Origin of the sequence: Bacillus sp. AFS023182 (assembly GCF_002560575.1) — a bacterium.
In the GTDB taxonomy this organism is placed as follows: Bacteria; Bacillota; Bacilli; order Bacillales; family Bacillaceae_G; genus Bacillus_A; species Bacillus_A arachidis.
In genome coordinates this window covers 65005-84388 of the sequence record NZ_NTRO01000035.1, presented here as the reverse complement: position 1 = coordinate 84388, position 19384 = coordinate 65005, and the positions used below count along the sequence as shown (strand labels likewise).

Annotated in this window: 17 protein-coding genes, 3 pseudogenes and 2 other annotated features; of the genes and pseudogenes, 14 read left to right on the top strand and 6 right to left on the bottom strand. The window is 33.9% G+C overall.

All coding sequences use genetic code 11. The features are described from left to right. Nucleotides 1–22: 22 nt before the first annotated feature. The 6 genes and pseudogenes from CN288_RS17845 to CN288_RS17820 all read left to right on the top strand — a co-directional run bounded on the left by CN288_RS17845 (nucleotide 23) and on the right by CN288_RS17820 (nucleotide 8064). Nucleotides 23–839 (top strand): annotated as a pseudogene (locus CN288_RS17845) (nucleotidyltransferase). Nucleotides 840–905: 66 nt separating this feature from the next. Beyond that, complete coding sequence (locus tag CN288_RS17840) at nucleotides 906–1526, top strand: DUF4937 domain-containing protein (RefSeq protein WP_098302742.1); 621 nt, start codon at nucleotides 906–908, stop codon at nucleotides 1524–1526. A 283-nt stretch (nucleotides 1527–1809) separates the two neighbouring features. Further along, complete coding sequence (gene rluF / locus CN288_RS17835; protein ID WP_017149579.1) at nucleotides 1810–2517, top strand: 23S rRNA pseudouridine(2604) synthase RluF; 708 nt, start codon at nucleotides 1810–1812, stop codon at nucleotides 2515–2517. Nucleotides 2518–2648: 131 nt separating this feature from the next. Next, nucleotides 2649–2876 (top strand) — a binding site (T-box leader). 36 nt (nucleotides 2877–2912) lie between these two features. After that, nucleotides 2913–3141: a binding site (T-box leader), on the top strand. Nucleotides 3142–3187: 46 nt separating this feature from the next. Then, entirely contained in the window at nucleotides 3188–5113 is a 1926-nt protein-coding gene (thrS, locus tag CN288_RS17830; RefSeq protein ID WP_026590793.1) for a threonine--tRNA ligase, read from the top strand. Nucleotides 5114–5404: 291 nt separating this feature from the next. Next, nucleotides 5405–6172, top strand: coding sequence for an ABC transporter ATP-binding protein (locus CN288_RS17825; RefSeq protein ID WP_090689263.1), 768 nt, complete (start codon nucleotides 5405–5407; stop codon nucleotides 6170–6172). A gap of 11 nt (nucleotides 6173–6183) precedes the next feature. Continuing rightward, a complete protein-coding gene (locus CN288_RS17820) occupies nucleotides 6184–8064 on the top strand; it encodes an ABC transporter permease (RefSeq protein ID WP_026590795.1) in 1881 nt (626 codons plus the stop codon). A gap of 179 nt (nucleotides 8065–8243) precedes the next feature. On the opposite strand, the gene CN288_RS17815 is transcribed toward CN288_RS17820, so the two are convergent. The 3 genes from CN288_RS17815 to CN288_RS17805 form a co-directional block, all read right to left on the bottom strand. Continuing rightward, nucleotides 8244–9944, bottom strand: a complete 1701-nt coding sequence (locus CN288_RS17815; protein ID WP_098302741.1) for a pyruvate oxidase — start codon at nucleotides 9942–9944, stop codon at nucleotides 8244–8246. 78 nt (nucleotides 9945–10022) lie between these two features. Next, nucleotides 10023–10760 (bottom strand): ZIP family metal transporter, encoded by a 738-nt coding sequence (locus CN288_RS17810; RefSeq protein ID WP_098302740.1) that lies wholly within the window; start codon nucleotides 10758–10760, stop codon nucleotides 10023–10025. Nucleotides 10761–10910: 150 nt separating this feature from the next. After that, nucleotides 10911–12167, bottom strand: a complete 1257-nt coding sequence (locus tag CN288_RS17805) for a serine hydrolase domain-containing protein (RefSeq protein ID WP_051588547.1) — start codon at nucleotides 12165–12167, stop codon at nucleotides 10911–10913. A gap of 577 nt (nucleotides 12168–12744) precedes the next feature. Between CN288_RS17805 and CN288_RS17800 the strand changes: the two are divergent. The 3 genes and pseudogenes from CN288_RS17800 to CN288_RS17790 form a co-directional block, all read left to right on the top strand. Then, a pseudogene (locus tag CN288_RS17800) lies at nucleotides 12745–12891 on the top strand (EamA family transporter); the annotation flags it as partial. An 86-nt stretch (nucleotides 12892–12977) separates the two neighbouring features. Continuing rightward, nucleotides 12978–13145: pseudogene (locus tag CN288_RS30060) on the top strand (histidine phosphatase family protein); the annotation flags it as partial. A 143-nt stretch (nucleotides 13146–13288) separates the two neighbouring features. Continuing rightward, the gene (locus CN288_RS17790; protein WP_051588557.1) at nucleotides 13289–13762 is read left to right on the top strand and encodes a GNAT family N-acetyltransferase; all 474 of its coding nucleotides are present in this window, start codon (nucleotides 13289–13291) and stop codon (nucleotides 13760–13762) included. An 83-nt stretch (nucleotides 13763–13845) separates the two neighbouring features. On the opposite strand, the gene CN288_RS17785 is transcribed toward CN288_RS17790, so the two are convergent. Continuing rightward, entirely contained in the window at nucleotides 13846–14421 is a 576-nt protein-coding gene (locus tag CN288_RS17785; RefSeq protein ID WP_026590799.1) for a histidine phosphatase family protein, read from the bottom strand. 177 nt (nucleotides 14422–14598) lie between these two features. On the opposite strand from CN288_RS17785, the gene CN288_RS17780 reads away from it, so the two are divergent. The 5 genes from CN288_RS17780 (at nucleotide 14599) to CN288_RS17760 (ending at nucleotide 18638) form a co-directional block, all read left to right on the top strand. Next, a complete protein-coding gene (locus CN288_RS17780; RefSeq protein WP_098302739.1) occupies nucleotides 14599–14850 on the top strand; it encodes a cold shock domain-containing protein in 252 nt (83 codons plus the stop codon). Between the two features lie 69 nt (nucleotides 14851–14919). After that, nucleotides 14920–15429 carry a GNAT family N-acetyltransferase gene (locus CN288_RS17775; protein ID WP_098302738.1) on the top strand — a complete coding sequence of 170 codons (510 nt, stop codon included), beginning with the start codon at nucleotides 14920–14922 and terminating at the stop codon, nucleotides 15427–15429. A 268-nt stretch (nucleotides 15430–15697) separates the two neighbouring features. Then, nucleotides 15698–15847, top strand: a complete 150-nt coding sequence (locus tag CN288_RS17770; RefSeq protein WP_026590802.1) for an aspartyl-phosphate phosphatase Spo0E family protein — start codon at nucleotides 15698–15700, stop codon at nucleotides 15845–15847. A 351-nt stretch (nucleotides 15848–16198) separates the two neighbouring features. Continuing rightward, complete coding sequence (locus CN288_RS17765; RefSeq protein ID WP_026590803.1) at nucleotides 16199–17599, top strand: protoporphyrinogen oxidase; 1401 nt, start codon at nucleotides 16199–16201, stop codon at nucleotides 17597–17599. A 484-nt stretch (nucleotides 17600–18083) separates the two neighbouring features. After that, entirely contained in the window at nucleotides 18084–18638 is a 555-nt protein-coding gene (locus CN288_RS17760) for a GNAT family N-acetyltransferase (protein ID WP_026590804.1), read from the top strand. An 82-nt stretch (nucleotides 18639–18720) separates the two neighbouring features. On the opposite strand, the gene CN288_RS17755 is transcribed toward CN288_RS17760, so the two are convergent. Continuing rightward, a complete protein-coding gene (locus CN288_RS17755; protein WP_000286200.1) occupies nucleotides 18721–18906 on the bottom strand; it encodes a cold-shock protein in 186 nt (61 codons plus the stop codon). A gap of 88 nt (nucleotides 18907–18994) precedes the next feature. After that, nucleotides 18995–19198: a cold-shock protein CspD gene (gene cspD, locus CN288_RS17750; protein WP_026590805.1), complete on the bottom strand. Its 204-nt coding sequence runs from the start codon at nucleotides 19196–19198 to the stop codon at nucleotides 18995–18997. Nucleotides 19199–19384 lie beyond the last annotated feature (186 nt).

Below are 19384 nucleotides of genomic sequence, written 5' to 3'. Positions count from 1 at the left end.
TATATAGAAATGAGCTGATTGATTGTCAATTATTAAGAAAATAGGTCGTTTTTGTCCCGTAGATGACAAAGGATACATTATAAATGATTCACATATCAATAATATTCAACCAGTTTTTCTGGAGGTAATACAAGAAGTAAAGAATGCGTGTTTTCAATCGTTACAGGATGATTTGCATAGCATTTACATTAGAGGGTCTGTTCCAAGAGGGATTGGAATAGAGGGGATTGCAGATATAGACACAATTATATTCGTTCGAAAAGATCCGAGAACAATAGACTTGGAATGGAGTGAAAATATAGAGCAACAATTGCTTCGAAAATTTGGTTGTATATCTGGGGTGGAATTAAGTTTTTATGAAGTAGAAGAAGTGTTACATTCCAGTCGTTTTTCATTTATAAGTTTTATGATTCAAACACACGGAGTATGTATATTCGGTGAAGATATAAGATCACAGCTACCTAAATATAAAGTAAGTCAAGAATTAGCTCATGAACACCTGAAATATTTACAGATACAAATTGAACAAGCGCGTGAAGAGCTAATTCATAATAAAGGTAGGGAGGATATAATAGATTGTTGCAGCTGGATTATGAAAATCATAGTTAGAGCAGGATTAGCAATTAACAATTGATAAAGAAGGACTTTATTCTAGAGACCTTTATCCAGCGTATGAGTTGTTTAATAAGCATTTTCCAGAACAAGAACAAAATATGAGGAAAGCGCTACAATATGCAGTTAATCCTATAGACGACATAATGGAAATTACAGCATATTTAGATAACTTTGGGAGTTGGATGATAAAAGAAGCGAATTATTATTTAAATAATAGTGAATGAAACAAAACATAATTTTATTATGTAAACAAATAGTGCCATTTTTTAGTTATAGTAAGGGGGAGCAGCATGTTATTAAAAATGATATTTTGTCGGGTTGAAAAAGAGAAAAAGGGTTTATTTTCAGAGGCGCAAGAGAAATGGGGAGGTTTACAAAATCTAGAGGGATTTTATGGACAGTTCGGGGGCTGGAATAAAGATGAGGCCTGTATATTTACAGTATGGGGAAACATGGATACATATCAAAAATTTATGAATGAAATGCATGATCCAATTTTTCATAATAGCAATCAAAAGGATACGTATTTATCTTGTAAAATAGAGTTATTTCAAACGTTATTTGATATGAAAGCTACTTCATTTACGAATGCACTTGTAAAAAATCTATTTGTCAGGGTAGCAGTTTGTGATGTGAAAAGAGGCAGGGAAGAGAACTTTTTACATATACAAGAAACAATTTGGAATAAAGGAATGGAAAAATCAGAAGGAATGTTAGGTGGTGTTGTGGGAAGATCTCTTAAAAACTCCAATCGCTATGTCGTTCTTTCTTTATGGGAAAATGAAATGTCACATCAGCGTTATGTGAAAGAAATTTTCCCTAGATTATATGCGTTAGCTAATGTAACTATGGATGTTGAAAGTATAAATGGAAAGCAAGTTGCGTGTATAGAAGAATGGTCTGTATATTAATTATGAAAAAAGTAAATAAATGATGTTATATCTAGGATAAATGCTTTTAATAGTTATTGTTGTATGAATTGTTAGTTTTAAAAGTAGAAGGTGTGCAGTGAATGAATGTATGATTGGTATCTCGTTCAATGAGATGAATTCTTTTAAACATGAAATTTATAGAAGACGTCAGATACCCTTTCATGTTAATATATTTAAGTTATATTAGGAGGCTTACCCTTTTGTGATTGTACGGTAGAAGCAGTGTGAGCTTGAATTTTTTAGAGAAAAGGATGTGCCTAACTTGCGTATTAATAAATTTATTAGTGAATCTGGAAAAGCATCTAGACGTGGAGCAGATAAGTTAATTAATGAAAGAAGAGTAATTATTAACGGAAAGGTTGCAAAAATAGGTGACCAAGTACAACCAGGTGATGACGTGCGAGTAAATGGAGAGCAGCTTCGAATTGCTCGAGACCATGTGTATATCGCTTTAAATAAACCAGTAGGTATTACATGTACAAGTGAAAAGGCAGTTAAAGGTAACATTATCGATTTAGTAAATCATCCTTTACGAATTAATCACGTTGGACGTCTTGATAAAGATTCAGACGGTTTAATTTTGTTAACGAATGATGGCGATATTATTAATGAAATTTTACGTGCTGAAAATAAACATGAAAAAGAATATATTGTTTCAGTAGATAAGCCGATTACGCCTGAATTTTTAAAACAAATGGCAGCGGGTGTTAAAATTTTAGGAACAAAAACACTTCCTTGTGAAATAACACAGTTATCAAAATATGAATTCCAAATTATTTTAACACAAGGATTGAATCGCCAAATTCGTCGTATGTGTGAGGCTTTAGGTTATCAAGTTTACACATTAAAACGTACGCGAATTATGAATATCCAGTTGAATAATTTACCTGTTGGACAATGGAGAGATTTAACGAAGAAAGAGAAAAAAAGATTATTTGCAGATTTAAACTACGAACCGCAAGATTGGTAAAAAGGGTAGGGGAAATCAAAAAACATGAAATTTGTTTTTGGTTTCCTTTTTTTATTGGGCAAAAAATGTTTTTTGACACTTGCAAAAATAAAATGAATAGGATATAGTAAATAACAATAAATGGATGTATTGCAAAAGCAAAGAAGAGGACACGAGTTATTTTTAACGGTTATACAGAGAAGGAAGGAATGCTGAGAACTTCCTAACGCAGGAAAATAACTTACCACCTTAGAGCTGCACTAGGGAAAATGAAAGTATCTAGTGCCGTGTAAGCGACGTTACCGCAAAAGAAGCCATTGTATGTTTAGTATGATGGGAATCTGGGTGGAACCACGAATATAAGCATATTCGTCCCTATTATTAGGGATGAGTATGCTTTTTTATTTTTAATTTTATAATAAGCGAAGAAAAGGACACGAGTTATTTTAAACGGTTGTACAGAGAAGGAAGGAATGCTGAGAACTTCCTAACGCAGGAAAATAACTTACCACCTTAGAGCTGCACTAGGGAAAATGAAAGTATCTAGTGCCGTGTAAGCGACGTTACCGCAAAAGAAGCCATTGTATGTTTAGTATGATGGGAATCTGGGTGGAACCATGGGTAAAAAGCACGCTCGTCCCTATTATTAGGGATGAGTGTGCTTTTTTATTTATGAAATGGAGCGATGAAAATGAGAGAACAGATGATTAAGATTATTTTTCCAGATGGTAGTGCCAAAGAATTTGTAAAAGGAATTACGCTAGAAGAGATTGCAGACTCAATTAGTTCGAGTTTAAAAAAGAAAGCAGTAGCCGGAAAGGTGAATGATCAATTATTTGACTTACGTCGAAATATCGAACAGGATGCAGAAATTCAAATTATAACTATGGATTCAGATGAAGGAGTAGAAGTTGCGAGACATACTGCTGCACATATATTAGCGCAGGCTGTAAAAAGAATATATGGCGATGTAAAACTTGGTGTAGGACCTGTTATTGAAAATGGTTTTTATTATGATATGGATCTTCCAGGTAGTATAGGTGTTGAAGACTTACCTAAAATTGAAAATGAAATGCAAAATATTATAAATGAAAACTTGAAGATGGAACGAGTTGAAATTACTAGGAAGGAAGCGAAAAAAGTTTTTCAAGATATAAATGATCACTTAAAGTTAGAGCTTTTAGAAGCAATCCCTGAAAATGAACTTGTAACAATTTATAAACAAGGAGAATTTGTTGATTTATGCCGTGGCCCGCATTTGCCGTCAACTGGTTACTTGAAAGCATTTCAATTAACTCATGTTTCAGGTGCATATTGGCGAGGAGATAGTAATAATCAAGTACTTCAGCGTATATATGGCGTTGCGTTTTCTTCTCAAAAAGAATTAGAAAACTATTTGCGGTTTTTAGAAGAAGCAGCAAAGAGAAATCATCGCAAGCTAGGAAATGAACTTGAGTTATTTATGTTCTCGGAAGAAGCACCAGGAATGCCCTTCTATTTACCGAAAGGACAAATTATTCGAAATGAATTAGAGTCCTTTTTAAGAGAAATACAACAAAAATACGATTATCAAGAAGTGCGCACTCCTATTATGATGAATCAAGGATTATGGGAAGAATCGGGGCACTGGGATCATTATAAAGATAATATGTATTTTTCAGAAGTAGACCACAAAAGCTTTGCATTAAAACCGATGAATTGCCCTGGACACATGCTTATTTTTAAAAATAAATTACATTCCTATCGTGATTTACCAATCCGAATGTGTGAATTTGGTCAAGTACATCGCCACGAATTCAGCGGTGCGTTGAATGGGCTACTAAGAGTTCGTACATTCTGTCAGGATGATGCACATTTATTTGTGACACCTGAACAAATAGAAAGTGAAATAAAGTCAGTGTTAAAACAAATTGACTATGTCTACAGAACATTTGGTTTTGAATATGAAGTTGAGCTTTCAACAAGACCTGAAGATTCAATGGGGGATGATGAGCTATGGGACCAAGCTGAATCGTCTCTCGAGAATGTGCTGAAATCATTGAATTATAATTATAGAGTAAATGAAGGAGATGGAGCATTTTACGGACCGAAAATTGATTTTCATATTAAGGATGCTTTACAAAGAAGCCATCAATGTGGAACAGTTCAACTTGATTTCCAAATGCCAGAGAAATTTGATTTGAATTATATTGATGAGAGAAATGAGAAAAGAAGACCAGTTGTTATCCACCGTGCTGTATTAGGCTCTTTTGATCGATTCTTAGGAATATTAATTGAACATTTTGGGGGAGCATTCCCGGCGTGGTTAGCTCCAGTTCAAGTAAACGTAATTCCTGTTTCTACTTTAGCTCATGATCAATATACAAAAGAAATGGAAGAAAAGCTCAAACAGGCAGGTATTCGAGTTAAACGAGATATTCGTAGTGAAAAATTAGGGTATAAAATACGGGAAGCTCAGATTCAAAAGGTACCATATGTTCTTGTTATAGGGGATAAAGAAGTGGAGAATGGATCGGTAAATGTGCGTAAATACGGAGAAGAAAAATCAGAAGTTGTATCACTAACTGAATTTATGGAAAACGTACAGAATGAAATTTATAATAAATGTTCTCAATAATAAAAAATCACACCGCTTATTAAAAGTGGTGTGATTTTTTATTACGATAAGCAAATTATTAATAGTTGTTTTCGCTTACTTATTCAAAATCTACCTTACAAAAATGTAAGGTGAATGTAAGATAAATCGCAGGAAAATTGCAAATAAAAGTGAGAATATTAAGAAATAAGGGGGCTTATCAATTTCGTTATAGAGGATAGAAAATTTAAGAAATATTAAGAATTTATGTAGGAGAAATCTAAGAAGTGTATGGCAAAGTAATGATATACAAAATGGGATGGAGTGATAGGAATGGCAACAAATGTAGTGACAGTAGAAAGTGTGGAGAAAACATATGGTAAAAGAAATGAAAGCCAGTCAAAAGCATTAAGAGGGGTATCACTCACGATACAAGAAGGGGAATTTGTTGGGATTATGGGTCCTTCTGGATCTGGGAAAACAACATTACTTAATGTAATTAGTACACTTGATTATGCAACAGGAGGAAGTGTGACAATAGCAGGCACAGATATTACTTCAATGAAGGGGAACGCTTTATCAGATTTTCGTTCTCAAAAACTAGGATTCATTTTCCAAGATTTTAATTTGCTTGAAAATCTCTCGATTTATGAGAATATTGCTTTGCCACTTTCATTACAAGGAGTGCCTTCAAGTGAGATAAGCGGGAAAGTAAATGAGGTTGCAAAGAAACTGGATATTGTGGAGATTTTAACAAAGTATCCATCAGCTGTTTCTGGTGGACAAAAACAGAGAACAGCTGCGGCGCGGGCTTTAGTACATAATCCAGCTATTGTATTAGCGGATGAACCAACAGGTGCACTTGATAGCAAAAATGCAAAAAGTTTGCTAGAAGCGATGCAAGATTTACATGAAAATCATGGAGTAAGTATATTAATGGTAACGCATGATGCATTTAGTGCAAGTTATTGTCAGCGGATTCTGTTTATTCAAGATGGACTACTTTATAAAGAATTGAAACGCCAAGGAACACGTGAGGATTTTTATCAAGATATTTTGGGTGTGCTTGCTCATATGGGCTCAGCGGCTGAATCCAAGTAGGAGGTGAGATCATGTTATTGAAATTATCACGTCATAGTATGAAAAAAATGCTAAAGGACTATCTAGTTTTACTTGTTGGTCTTGTCATTAGTATAAGTATTTTCTACATGTTCCAAACGATGGCAATCAACAGTCAATTTACAAAAGATAATAGTATGATTAGTAGTATTCGCCTTGTATTTTGGGTCGGTGCGGTCTTACTTTCCTTCATTACGGTCTTTTATATCGTATATGCGAATTCCTTTTTACTTACATTGCGCAGGAAAGAGCTTGGTATGTATATGATGCTCGGTGCGAAGAAGAAAAAAGTAGCTCAGTTATTATTTATCGAAACATTCGGCATGGGAATTATCAGCATTATTATCGGAATTATTGTAGGAATATTGCTAGCAAGTGCAGCAGGAAATTTTTTAATGAATGGTTTAGAGATTTCGGCAAAAGGCTATGCGCCATTTTATATGCCTGCAGTTCTTGTTACATGTGGATTTTTCTTGGTCTTATTTATTATTACTGGAGTTATCAATAGTGTACGTTTATTGCGCAAAACTGAACTTGAGTTACTTCGTGAAGATGAAACACAAGATGAAATAGAAAAGAGTAAGCGCCGTGTTATCATTTTTACTGTAATGGGAGTACTGCTGTTAGGAACTGGATACTATTCTATCCTTCATATAGACAAGTTACGTGAAATAGGTTTTATACTAGCAACGGGTGCTACAACAATAGGGACATATTTTATTTTTAGTTCATTGCTACCATTGTTTGTGACACGATTAAAAAGTAACAAAAATCGAAATGAAACAGGTTTAAATAGCTTTACATACGCTCAGCTTCGTTTCCGGATCAACAGTCTATCACGGGTGCTTGGAACTGTCGCAATGCTAATTGCACTTGGTGCAGGGGCGATGACAGCTGGAATGGCATTTCAAAAAAATGTTGGTATTATGACGGATTTTTCTCGAGTCTATGATGTGACAATTCACGATCAGAATGAAAAAGATAAAGCTGCATTAAAGGAAATGAACATTGTAGAGCAGCGGACTTATAAATATAAAGTAGACGGGGAAGCAGTTTATTATTTACGAGACGATTTAACTGCAAAACCACCGCTCATTTCTGATCATCAAGATACTAAAAATGTAAAAGAGCCTGTACGTAAACGCGTAAAGGAACCTTTAACTGAATCATTATATACATCTATGGAAGCACCTGACGCTTCGCCTAATCTCCCGCGTATTCCAAGAGATTGGGAAGATGCGATTGTAAGAGAAATTCAAGTTACGCATAATCAATTTAATGGAAAACCTGTACGAATTGCAGATGACAATCAATATAAAAATATTCAAGGAACAGAACATAGTGTCACACTAGTACAAGTAGATGATTTACAAAAATATAAACCTTTATTAATGGATATCGATCAACGACAAAAAGAGTTAGTAGAAAAAGAAACAGGCAAAAAAATAGAATTATATACAAAAATGACAACTTACCAATTTATGAATAGTTTTATGAGCGGTACGATGTTCATGGGATTCTTCCTTGGAATTGCATTCTTAGCAATGATGGCGAGCTCTCTCATGTTTAAAATATTAACAGGAGCTTCTCGCGATGTACGTCGTTACGAAATGCTTCGGAAAATTGGAGTACGACGTAGTATGTTATCACGTAGCATCTATAAAGAGATTTCATATCTCTTTATTTTCCCAGCTATCATTGGTATTGCACATGTTTTAGTAGGGCTTAACTTGTTCCGTCTCTTCTTAGTTGATCCATTTGTAAAAGTTTGGATGCCGATTGGGATTTTTCTTATTATTTATGTTGTCTATTACTGGATAACGGTGCAACTGTATAAAGGAATGGTTTTGCCAAAAGAACAAGTTTCAAAATAATGCTAAATGAGGTGATTTACTGGAAAAGTGAAAAACGCGCTTATGAAGGATAAGCGCGTTTTTTCATCAAAGTGCAAGAACAAGTACAAGGTGGAAGAAAAGATTTTTCTTTTCAACAAGAAGTATCTAGATAAAAAAGATAGATGAGAATAATCTGTTCTCATCTATCTTTTTTGATTTTATAAAGGTGGTAAATCAATTTTTCCTTCTTCGAACAACTCTTTTAGCATGTGTTTCGTATATCCAGCTGCTTGTCCGAATGTAATTTTTGCAGGCATTGGTGCTTCATTTACGTCTACTACTACATCAATAATACAAGGCTTATTTTGCTTAACAGCATTTTCAAAGGCAGGAAGTAATTCATCAATATGTTCTACTCGGTATCCAACTCCGCCACATATTTCTGCATATTTTGCAAAATTAGGATTTGTTAAGTCTGTACCAAATTCAACATTTCCCATTACTTCTTGCTCAAACTTAATCATAGCGATTTTATTGTTGTTTAAGACAACAACAATAATTGGTAACTTATATTTTACTGCAGTGACAAAATCATTCATCGTCATTCCAAATCCACCGTCACCACAAATTGCAAAGACTTGTTTATCTGGATAGGCAAGTTGCCCAGCAATTGCGCCAGGTAGACCACATCCGAGTGTAGCAAGCCAACTTGAGATGATGAATTGTTGGTTCGTCATCCGAAAATGACGGGCAGCCCATACTGTGACATTCCCAACATCAACTGATAAAATGGCATCATCATGAGCAACATGTTGCAAGGCATGCATAACTCTTTGTGGTTTGATTGGAGTGGAAGAATCCTCTTCTTGGTTATGCAATTTTTCTTCCCATTTTTTCATCAATTCTTGATGATGTTCTAGGAATGAATGATCGTTATGCTTCTCCACATTTTCTAAAAACCATTTCAATGTTTTATCCGCATCACCAGCTAATCCGATGTCTGTCGCATAACGCTTTCCGATTTGTGTAGGATCTGTATCAATATGAAGCGTCTTTGCTTTTTCGGGTAAAAAGCCAGTGAAAGGGTAAGAAGTTCCGACCATGATTAATGTATCCGCATTCTTCATTGCTTCGTAAGACGGTTTTGTCCCAATTAATCCTAGTCCGCCTATACAGAGAGGATGTTCATCAGGAATAATTCCTTTTGCTGGTAGTGTTAAAACAATAGGGGCACCAATATGTTCTGCAAATGTAAGTAAAGATTCCTTCGCATGTTTTGCCCCTTTTCCAGCTAAAATAACAGGTTTTTTTGCGTCATTTAATGCAAGTTTTGCCAATTTTAGATCCTCTTCTTGCGGAAAGAGTTCGGGCAATGTAAAAGAAGAACTTGTTATACGTGCCCCAGCTTCCACTTCAAACTTCGGAACATCATCTGGAATAGTAAGAACAGATACACCTTTCTTTGTATATGCCATCCGAATCGCTTGGTTTACAACGGCAGGGAGTTGTTCAGCTGACATAATTCGTTGATTATAGACAGCGACATCATCAAACATTCTTTCTAAGTTTACCTCTTGGAAAAATCCTGTTCCGAGTAAATCAGATTCAACTTGCCCTGTAATTGCGAGAACTGGCACTTGATCTAGTTTTGCATCATATAATCCATTTAATAAATGGATCGCTCCAGGACCAGCAATTGCCATACAAACGCCGAGTTTACCTGTTAATTTTGCATAGGAAGCGGCTGCTAAAGCACCAGCTTCTTCATGACGAACTTGAATGAATTTGATTTTGTCTTGTTTCTTTCGAAGCGGTTCAATAATAGAATTGATTGAATCCCCAGGCATGCCGTAAATGTGGTCAACGCCCCAATCGATAAGTAAATCAACAAGTGCTTCACCGGCTGTTTTACGAAACATAATAAATCCTCCTTATGCATTGAGATACTATTATGTTTTGGATAAATAGGTAAAATATACAAGAAATGAATCCTTATTTTAATGATGGTCAGCGAAAAGAATAAAAACGGTTATGAGTAAAAATCCACTAATAGACCAAGAAAGGAAGGGGAGAGGAGAAAGGTGTTTCTTAGCCTTCCATAACATCTCATGTATTGTGACATAACCTAAAGAACCGATTGCACTCCCCATTATCAGCCCTTGTAAGTGAAGTGCTTTCCCGTGCATCATCACCCCAAAGATTGTACCAGTACCGAGGATAATCGATAATAACAAGATTGTTAATAGAAATGAAATATATTTATGCTGTGTAAATAGAAAAGGAATGATTAAAGCTAATCCTTCTGGAATATGGTGTGTGACAATCGCAAATAAGAACGGAATTGCAGTTTCGTCATGATTTGTAAAAGCAGCTCCTAATGCAATACCACTCGGCATATTGTGAATAAAAATAGCGAAGGAGAGAAATAAAAAAGTTTGCCATGCTTGCTGGTCTTTTTTATGTATGATAGGGTGATGGCAATAATTATCAAGTAAACTCATAAGTAATATACCAATGGTAATGCCGAGCGTGGGGCCAATGATTTCATAGCTTGAAAAAGTTTCTGGAATGATTTCTAGCGATAATAACCCAAATAAAATGCCTCCACATAGCGCGTATAAACGATGCATTTTTTCTTCGATAAGTTGACGCGTGGCAAGTCCAACTGCGCCACCTAATAGTAATCCACCAAACGAAAAAAATGTAACGATCATTGGAAACCATAGTCGCTCCATATAATCACACTCCATTTTTCTAGCCTTCATTTTCAGCTTACTGTGTGAAAGAAGAGATTAGTCCAACTTATTTGGAAGTAATTTTTTATATAACTTAAATCTGGTAATGATGATGTATGTAATAAAAGGTTAAATTTCTTTAAGATCAATCTATTTAGTAACATCTGATATCACTGTCAATAAGGCATTGGGTGATTTTTGGGATTGTGAAATGGTGTCATAAAATGCCTTTCGAATAGAAGTTTCTCTTGGGTCATCAAACATTTGCATACCAACGCGTGTCATTGCATAAGAAAAACCAACTCGATTGATTGGATCTGCGAAACATAAAGAGCCACCCGCACCTGGATGTCCAAAGCATGAGGAATTTCCATAGTGAGAGCCTGTTTCTAACGGTTTGAAAAAGCCTAATGTAAAAGCGGTGTCTACGGTTTGTACAACATCACGCCAACAACCGTTCGTTTGTACAGGTGGTTTCGATAGTTCACTTAAAGTATATGGGCTTAAACCTAATATGGGGCCACCATTAGCAAATTCACTATAGATTTTTGCCATATCACGCACTACACCGATGCCATTTCCAGATGGAAATTCTATTTCTCGTAATTCTCTTTTGTTGAAGTTATCATGTGCAAGTAATCCTTTTGGATCCACCATGCTACGCTTTGCTAAGGATTTTGGATTCAAAAAAGCCCATAGTAAGCTTTTTGGGAAAGAGCTAAAGCTTTTAAATATGTCAAAGATAGATTGGATTCCCTTAATAGTCGCTATACGTTCATTTGGCAGTGAAGTGGGTATACCAATATACATTTCTGCTTGTAAAGGCTGTGCAATCTCTTCACTAAAAAATTGAGTCAAATTTCTTCCTTTTGGATCTACATGACGAATTAATTCACTTATATACCAACCGATTGTCCATGTATGGTAGCCATGTCTTGTGCCGGGTTCCCAAGCTGGTTTCATGGTTTCTAAATAAGGAGCAACGTGCTTCGTATCAAAATCACCAAGTGTATATAATGGTAATTTGTTAATACAACATAACCCAGCTTGGTGTCCAAGCAACTGCCGGACTGTGATGTTTTCTTTTCCATTTACTCCGAATTCGTTCCAATAAGTAGATACTTTCTCTTCGTAATCGATATAACCTTTTGAATGCGCTAAGGCCAATGCAAGACTAGCAAATCCCTTTGTTGCAGAAAAAATGAGAATTGCTGTATCTTCTTGCCAGCGTTTTTTTGTATGATGGTCACGATATCCGCCCCATAGATCAACAACGCACTCATCGTTATAATAGATGCAGCAAGCAGCTCCTAATTCTTCACGGTTTGTAAAATTCTCTATAAATGCATGTTTAACTTTTTCAAATCCAGGTTTGACGAAACCGTCAATATGAATGGTTTGTTCCATCGTTGTATCCCCTTAGTGTTTAAATTATAATATTTTAAAATATTGTTATGTATATTAATACTCCACTAAAATATGTAAATCCTTTTTGTTTAGTGAAGGAAAGGAGATTGATATTAAAGATAGAATATATATTCAGTTGTGGAGAGAAGGGAAAAGAGTAACCATGCAAAGTAACACATCTTTTTGTAATTAATAAAAAACGCACCTTGTTTATGTAGGTTTACAGCTCTTGTAGTAACAGTTACTTTTGAAATCGTTCAGAATGTGAGACACAAAATGAGAAAAGGTTTAGGTTAAAAGGGGGATTCTGGGAACACTGTAATAACGATAAAATCAGTTGATAAAAATGGTAAACTCGACATAGAAATTAAAGCTAACACATTTTCATATTGAAATGCCAAACTCTTTGTTACTGAGAGTGAATCATTATTAAAATCACTTCTATTATGCTTTTAATAGAAGTTTACTTAAAAGAAAGTATATCGGTAAAAAGATGATGAAATAAGAAAGTGTTAGCCTCATTTTTATTAAACAAATAGATGTTTTAGTTGAATAAATCAAAGAAAAAAATCGATTTCTTTCCATAAGTATATTAGGAGAAACAATCGGAACTTGTATCCTTGCATATTACATTTTGGATGAGACTATTTCTTTACAACAAGGTATAGGTATTGTACTTATCTTAATTGGTCTAACGTTATTTCTATTACAACCAAAGAAATAACGAATCATAGGATTATGGTCTATTGTTGTTATTGATTACTGAAAAATGTTAAGATTATAAAAATAAATCAAGGGGAGAGTCTAGAAATGATTTATGTGATTAGACATGGACAAACAGATATGAGGAAAGAATGAAGACTTCAAGGGAGGCTAGGGTTGCCATTAAATGAATATGGCATAGAGCAAGCAGAGTATTTAAGAGATAGGCTTAAAAATATAAAGTTTGATTATGTATTTTCCTCATCACAAGAAAGAGAATTCTAGATAAAATATTTCATTTTAATATTCTTTATTTTGTAATTATTTATAAACATAAATAATTACTATGCTTTTTTATTAGGAGGGGATTTGTGGTGAATATAGTACCAATACAGAAAGATGAAACTCTAATTATAAACATGTCCAAACTGTACTGCATGGTGCATGAAGGAAAAGATTTTGATGAAATGGTAGAAAGAATTACAAGACATATAGATTATGAAAATTTCAAGGGTATAGTAGCTATAAGTGATGAGAATGAAATTATCGGTTTTGTTTATGGATATGAATCTTTAGAAGGGCAGTACTACAATCATTTGTTAAGGGAAGCATTAAGTTCGAAACAGGTGGATCGATGGTTACATGATTGTTTTGAATTTGTTGAATTAGCGGTCCATTCCGATTATCGGAAAAAAGGAGTAGGAACTGCATTACATAATAATTTATTAGATGGAATATGCAATAAAACTAGTGTTTTGACGACACAGGTAAGTAACAATCATGCTCGTTCGTTATATGAGAAACTAGAATGGAGTAATATAATGGAACCATTTCATCCAAGTAAAGATGATGTTCCTTATGTTATAATGGGAAAAGATTTAAGTACTGTATAATAATTGGCATCATATTTAGTAAGCAACTAGAAAATAAAAAAGAAGACCTGTTGCTAAAGTCTTCTTTTTTAAATATTAAACATTTAATCTAAATGCACCGTGCAATTATATAATTCTGAATCCCAGCCATTTTCTAGCTTTTTAATTTTAGTTATGGATGTATTTTTTGGAGAATCTGTCGTGCTCAAATGAGGTACTAATTCTTTAAGAAGATGCTTAATGTATGAGCCATGACTAACGATTAAGATGTTTTTGTTAGGGTGTTTATATGTAATGTCTTCAATAAACGGTAAAGCTCTCGCTTTAACACTGTCAGCACTTTCAATTCCTAAATCGAGTTCTCTCCAGCTCTTTCCCCATTTCGAAATTCGCTCTTCTTCAGTTGTTCCTTCGATTTCTCCACCGCCCACTTCACGAAGTCTAGGGTCTAAATGGATTTCTATATTTTTAATGCTTTTTCCTATTGGTTCGGCAGTTTGCTTTGCTCTTAGTAAATCACTAGAATAGATTAAATCCCAATTTTCTGTAGCTAAACGTTCTGCTAGTTTATAAGCATCAGAGAGTCCGTCTTGATCAAGTGGGATATTTGAATTACCTTGAGCTCTCCCTTCTTTATTCCAGTGTGTGCTGCCGTGCCGAATGATTCCTAGTGTTGTCATTTTGTATCCCCCTTACAATAATAGATTTACCTTGGTAATTATATAATAATTCTGAAAAAAAGTTCAACAGATTGTAAATAAATATGGACATGTGAGAGCGGAAGGAGTAGCGTTTTCTTTTTACAGGATGTTTCCTTATTTTTTAGCCTAGATTTTAGAAAATGAAGGGAGATACAGATGAAAGAAAAATGCGAAGGTATTGTGGAATGGTTTAAACAAGATGAAGGCTATGGGAGTATTTTAATAGATGGAAAAGAGGATAGTCACGCTTTTGTACACTTTAGCTTAATCGCACCTGATTCAAGCAGGTTTCCAGATGGTTTTAGATACCTTTTACAAGGGCAGAGAGTTTCATTTCATTTAATTGAAATGCCAAAGTTAAATGAACAATCAAAAACTGCTAGAAATGTTGTAATTCTATCAAATTAACCATGTTCAAGTAGGATTTTTTTGTATTATAAAGAATCTTTACTGTATGGATTGGAAGGGGAGAATAAGATGGAAGTTATAATTCGTGCAGTAGAGATACAAGATGCTAAAGCAATTCATCGTATATGCATCCAAAATGATGTTTTACCTTATATGGTTTTCTTACCTAGTATGCGAATAGATGCGATGGAAAATAGAATTCGAAATTTAGCGCCGAATCAATTTGAATTTGTTGCAGAATATGACAGGCAAGTAGTAGGATTTGTTGGTTTAACGCAAGGACAAGGAAGAAGGTCACATTCGGGAGATTTATTTATCGGTGTAGACAGTGGATATCATAATAAAGGTATTGGAAAAGCTTTATTAACAAAAATGCTGGATCTTGCAGATAATTGGTTAATGCTAGAGAGAGTAGAACTTGGTGTTTTGGAAATAAATCCTGGTGCAAAAGCACTATATGAAAAGTTTGGGTTTAAAGATGAAGGTATAAAAAAGGGGAGTTTAAAATCTCACGGTAAGTTCATTGATGAACTCATGATGAGTCGTTTTCGGCCAAATGGTTTAATTGCACATACGTAAAGATTGGATAATTACAAGGAATTTACAAAAAGATGTATAAAGGACATAAAGCATGATATAAGATGGTCATGCTTTTTTGTTGCGGTGAGATTGTTAAGTAGGATATGTTGGTTGTGCGATGAAGTGTAATTTTTATTTTGACATAGTATATAGTTCCACTCATTTGTTTTTAAGATGTCATATTGAATTGAAAATGAAGCTTTTACTTATTATGTGAATACTCTATACTAGAGTACATACATTTTAAATTGGAGCGATTAAATACGATATGGAGCTGAGGAACTTAGAGCAAATCATTGAAATGAAAAAAGAAGAACTATTTACGCTAGTATCTAATTATGGATTTCAACATGAAGAAGTACTTACAGTAAGTCAAGAACTAGATAAATTAATTAACTATATAATGTTATTAAAATAAGAAGCTATTATAATTTGTAGTGAATGCCATTTTTCGTAATATAACATCAACGTTCTGAACCTCATAATACACAAAGAATATAGAATTACATTCATTTTCTCGTATGGATAACACTTGAAAAAAGATGAGTATCTTTTAACAATTCCTTATGAATTGATTCCCTAGACAACTATAAATATTAAAATAAAGAAAATTTCAATATTTAAACAATTAAATGTTAGACATGTTAAAAGTATATGTGGAAATAATATGTACATTTTAAGAACTTTATTAGCTGCTAGTCGAGAAAGTGAATTTTTGGTTATAATAATAAAGGAATTTATTATCGTATCGGTTAGGAGCGCAGCAAGTATGAAAACAGTTGTTGTCATAGGTGGAGGGATTACAGGTCTTTCTACGATGTATTACTTAGAAAAACTAAAAAAGGATTACAATATAGATTTAGAATTAATCCTTGTAGAAAAAAATGAATATTTAGGCGGGAAAATTCACAGTGTGAAAGAAAAAGATTTTATTATAGAAGCAGGGGCTGATTCAATCGTTGCTCGAAACGAAAATGTTTTGCCCTTTGTAAAAGAGTTGCATTTGGAAGAGGAATTGGTATACAACGAAACGGGTATTTCTTATATTTACTCAAATGATATGTTACATCCGATTCCTGCTGACACAGTATTTGGTATACCAATGAGTGTAGAGTCGCTATTTAGTAGTACGTTAGTTTCAACGAAAGGCAAAATCATTGCACTGAAAGACTTTATTACAAAGAACAAAGGTTTTACGAAAGATACCTCACTTGCTGTATTTTTAGAAAGTTTTTTAGGGAAAGAGTTGGTTGAGAAACAAATTTCTCCAGTTCTTTCGGGAGTCTATTCCGGTAAATTGAACGAGCTTACAATGGCATCTACATTACCATATTTACTTGATTACAAAAATACATATGGCAGTATTATGAAAGGGTTTGAAGTAAATAAAAAACAATTTCAGGCTGCTGGGAATAAGAAGTTTTTATCTTTTAAAAAGGGTCTTTCTACGATTATTAATCGTTTAGAAGAAAAATTGACTGGGACAGACATACGAAAAGGAGTAACAACGACGAATGTAAAAAGAGTCGACGACGGATATGAAGTTTCTTTTTTGAATCAAGAGACAATAAAAGCGGATTACGTTGTTTTAGCTGCTCCACATGATGTTGCACAAACAGTATTAAGTTCTAATGAATTAGATGATGATTTCAATAAGCTGAAAAATTCCTCTCTTATTAGCATTTATTTAGGGTTTGAAATACCTGACGAACAATTACCTGCAGATGGTACGGGTTTCATTGTTTCAGAAAATAGTGATTTACATTGTGATGCATGTACATGGACGAGTAGGAAATGGAAGCATACATCAGATAAACAAAAATTATTGGTAAGAATGTTTTATAAAAGTTCCAATCCTGCTTATGAAAAAATGAAACAAAAAAGTAAGGAAGAATTGGTCCAAGTTGCTTTATCTGACATTGAGAAAAGCCTTGGGATTCAAGGGAAACCGCAAACTGTTGAAGTTACGGGCTGGAAAGATTTAATGCCAAATTATCATTTAGAACATAATCACGCAGTTCAATCTTTAAATAAGAAATTATCAGCTGCTTTTCCAAATATGTATCTAGCTGGGGCTTCATACTATGGCGTAGGTATTGGAGCTTGTATAGGAAATGGAAAGAAAACAGCAGAGAAGATTATGAACGCATTGAATAACCGTACTGAGTAATGTAACCTTTAATATTTTTTGACAAAATCCCCTTCTAGTAAAAGAAAGGGGATTTTGTCTGTTGTTACTAAAAATTGTACATATCGTTTACTATTTAACTTTGATTAGAGTGTCTGCACGTGTAGTTTCACTGTCTGTAACTATTTTTTAATAGTCTAAATCATTTTTTAAATCAAATACCTATAGCATGAAGACAGAAAAATCATCAAAAAGGGAAATGGATAGTTTGAAATATTTATATAATATTTTTATTTGTAAGCAAAATTCAATTATGTTAAAATGTCTGAAAGATAAAAATTCTGATTATTATTGTGTTAGGTTTAAAACGAATGAAATATTGTGTATAAACCGAATAAATTAAGAAAATCATTAAGGAGCCTGATTCATGTATTTTGAAAACAGGTTTTTTTATTTATGGTGAATTTTCCAGTAAGAGAAGATTTTTCTGATATAATAAACGAGTAGAAAGAAGAGGAGGGTTTTAATGACATTTCCTGTTTTAGAAACAGAACGATTACGTTTAGTTGAAATTGATCAATCTTATTGTCAAAAAATATATGAAATCTTTTCGCTTGAAGAAGTAACGCGTTATTATGGAATGAATTCTTTTACAGAATTTGGACAGGCTTCACGTATGATTGAGTCTTTTTCAAAAAATTATTTTGAAAAACGTGCAATTCGCTGGGGAATTGTATTGAAAGAAACAGGTACGCTAATTGGTACAATTGGATTGAATAATTTACAACTTTGGAGTAAACGTTCTGAGATTGGATATGATTTACATCCTTCTCATTGGGGAAAGGGCTACGCATCAGAAGCTGCTAGAAAAATCATTACTTATAGTTTTCAGGAATTAGATTTATTTAGAATTGGAGCAATTACATATCCTGAAAATGTCATCTCATGTAAGATGCTATCCAAAATAGGATTTCAGAAAGAAGGAATACTGCGCGGATATATTCAACAAGGAGAAAAACAACATGATGCGTGTATCTATTCTATAATACGAACGGATTTGGAAAGGAACCATGATATATAATATGCATGGTTTTTTTCGCATTAGTTATGGAAAGGAATAATAAAAATCCCTCTCATCCAAAGATAAGAGGGATATGAAACCATTAACCTAATTTAGGCAATAAACGTTCTCCGCTTTTCATGTTACTTTTACATAAAGGGCATTTTGGCTCTTCTTCAAATGAAAAGTTCTTTCTCATCCATCCTAAACAATCCTCTGATTCGCATTCCCAAACAGGGGTTTGTTCTGGTGGTACTTCGGCTACATCGTTCTTTCGATTGCGATACATGTGACCACTCCTTTTATGTAAAAATTTTTAATTATATATTAAAAAGGTTGTTAACCGTGCGATGGTAACAACCTTTTTATTGTTTAAATTATAGCTTTACAACGTTTTTAGCTTGAGGTCCACGGTTGCCTTCTTCAACTTCGAAGCTAACTTCTTGACCTTCGTCAAGAGATTTGAAACCTTCGCCAGTGATAGCAGAGAAGTGAACGAATACATCGTTACCGTCTGCAACTTCGATGAAACCGAAACCTTTTTCGCTGTTAAACCATTTTACTTTACCTGTTAATGTCATGGTAAGAGCCTCCTAAAAATAAGAAAAATAAATTACAATATGATCGGTCTTATTTCAATGAAAATAAAAATTCACATATTATCAAAAATCAATTATGAATACGTATTATCCTTAATAGATGCTTGATAATATGCAAAGTGAAACGTCTATAAATTTGACCTTAAGACCTATCTTACAACAAATGGT